Origin of the sequence: Devosia insulae DS-56 (genome assembly GCF_000970465.2) — a bacterium.
In the GTDB taxonomy this organism is placed as follows: Bacteria; Pseudomonadota; Alphaproteobacteria; order Rhizobiales; family Devosiaceae; genus Devosia_A; species Devosia_A insulae.
In genome coordinates this window covers 1-2,207 of record NZ_LAJE02000349.1, presented here as the reverse complement: position 1 = coordinate 2,207, position 2,207 = coordinate 1, and the positions used below count along the sequence as shown (strand labels likewise).

The 2,207-nt window shown below is 64.7% G+C and carries 3 protein-coding genes; 2 read left to right on the top strand and 1 reads right to left on the bottom strand.

Annotated elements, in window-relative coordinates; translation table 11 throughout:
- Positions 1–18: 18 nt before the first annotated feature.
- Positions 19–969 carry an NAD-dependent epimerase/dehydratase family protein gene (locus VW23_RS23055; protein ID WP_069911837.1) on the bottom strand — a complete coding sequence of 317 codons (951 nt, stop codon included), beginning with the start codon at positions 967–969 and terminating at the stop codon, positions 19–21.
- A 112-nt stretch (positions 970–1,081) separates the two neighbouring features.
- Here VW23_RS23055 and VW23_RS23050 point away from each other — a divergent pair, with 112 nt between their 5' ends.
- Together VW23_RS23050 and VW23_RS29845 are read left to right on the top strand one after the other, a co-directional pair.
- Complete coding sequence (locus VW23_RS23050; protein ID WP_069911836.1) at positions 1,082–1,975, top strand: LysR family transcriptional regulator; 894 nt, start codon at positions 1,082–1,084, stop codon at positions 1,973–1,975.
- On the top strand, positions 1,972–2,207 hold a 236-nt coding region (locus VW23_RS29845), incomplete at its 3' end, for a twin transmembrane helix small protein (RefSeq protein WP_141728460.1). The genes VW23_RS23050 and VW23_RS29845, both read left to right, overlap by 4 nt.

The window sequence follows — 2,207 nt, the reverse complement described above, 5'->3', positions numbered from 1 at the left end:
GCCACCAGCTTCTGCGGATCAAGCCGCCAACCTCTCCGCCGCGAAGAACGGCGCCACTGTCGCCGCCACCGCTTCGTCGAACGGCGTTGCAAAATCCGGGCCGAGGATGGCGTCGAGGCGCGCGTCCTTGAGTTCCATCGGGTTCTCCCACAGGTAGCTCATCTTGCTGACCGCCCGCATCAGCGGATCGACGAGGCCGACGACGTTGAACAGCACGCGCGGGAACGTCCCAACCTTGAGCGTCACCGGCGCCGCGGCCACGGCGGCCGCAGCCATCTGTTCGGGCGTCACGTAGTTGCCGGCGAAGTGGAGGTTCTCGAAGGCGCCGAACTCTTTGCGGTGCCAGGCGAGCTTCTCGAACGCCCGGCCCACATCCGGCAGATAGGCCCAGGAGTGGCCGACACCCGGCACGCCCATCATCGCGAACTTGCCTTTCTTCGCCTCGCGCAGCATGGCGAGGTCGAACCAGTCGAACGAACTCTCCGGCCCGTAGAAATCGCCGGCACGGAGGATGATGGCCTGGATGTCGCCGCGCTTTGCCGCCGCTTCGTACAGCGCCTCGACCCGCACCCGGATCTCGCCGCGCGGCGTCTGCGGCCGCGGCTTGACCTCGGGCGTCACCGCCCGATCGCTGGCGGCGTAGTTGTAGATATTGCCGGGGAACAGCAGGGTCTTGCCGCTCTGGCCGAGCGCGGTGATCACCCGCTGGTTCTGCGCTTCCATCCGACCCTGGTCCCACTGGTGGTAGGGCAGGTTCAGCGCATTGACCACCACCTCGGTATCGCCGATCGCCGCCCGCATCGCCTCGACATCCTCGGCATCGCCCTTGATGAAGCGCACCCCTGATATCGGCTGCTTATTTGACCGCCCGAACCCGGCGACGTCCCACCCGGCGGCGACGAAGGCCTTGGCGATGTGGTGGCCGACATGGCCGTTGATGCCGATGACGATGACTTTCTGCGTGCTCATTTGCTTGGCTCCTTGCTGGTGAGGATTAAGCTAAGCGCAACGTCAGTGTTGATGAATTGGACAAGATCGTACTCTTGCCATACAGAATTGAATGGCAAGAGGTGCTTGAACCATGCCCGATCCCGACTGGTCGCTGTGGCGCAGCTTTGGCGCCGTCGTCGAACACGGCTCGCTCTCGGCCGCCGCGCGCGCCCTCGGCCTCAGCCAGCCAACGCTGGGCCGCCACGTCGAGGCGCTGGAGCAGGCATTGGGGATGAGCCTGTTCGAGCGGACGCTCACCGGCTTCCACGCCACCGATACCGCGCTGAAGCTTTACGAGCCGGTGCTGGCGGCGCAGCAGGCGCTGGCCGAAGCGGCGCTGATCGCCGAGGGGGCGAGCGCTGCGCTCACCGGCTCGGTCCGCATCACCTCGAGCACCGTGATGTGCCACTATGTCTTGCCGCCCTTCCTCAATGACCTGCGCCAAAGCTTCCCGCAGGTGGCGATTGAACTGGTGCCGTCGGATTCGGCCGAGAACCTGTTGCTGCGCGAGGCCGATATCGCCGTCCGCATGTTCCGCCCCACCCAGCTCGAGCTGATCACCCGCAAGCTCGGCGAGAGCCCGATCGTCACCTGCGCCCACGAAAGCTACATTTTGAGGCGCGGACGCCCGGAACGGCCCGAGCAACTGGTCGAGCACGACCTGATCGGCTTTGATCGCTCCGAGCTGCTGATCGGCGCCGCCCGGCGCATGGGGTTCGAACTGAAGCGCAGTGATTTCATCGTCCGCACCGACAGCCAGACCAATGCCTGGGAGCTGATCAAGGCTGGCCTCGGGGTCGGTTTCGCCCAGCAGCTGCTGGTGGCCGAGACGCGCGGCATGGTGCCGCTCTTGCCCGATTTCCGCCCGCCGCCCTTGGAAGTGTGGTTGACCACGCATCGCGAACTGTTCACCAGCCGTCGCATTCGTGCCATCTATGACCGACTGGGCGAGGGCCTCAGCCGTTTCCTCGCGAGGACATTATGAACATCACCGGCATCATCACCATCGTCGCGCTTGGCGCGGTCGCCATCATCCTCGGCATGGGGCTGTGGAACATGTTCCGCGGCGGCGACCACAATCTCAGCCAGAAGCTGATGCGCGCCCGTGCCGTCTCTTATACCCATCTGACGCTGCCGACGAGCGACCCATTGTGGCTCTCAGTTGTCGTCATCGCTTTCACTATCCATATTGCACCTAATCCATCCACGTATGCGTC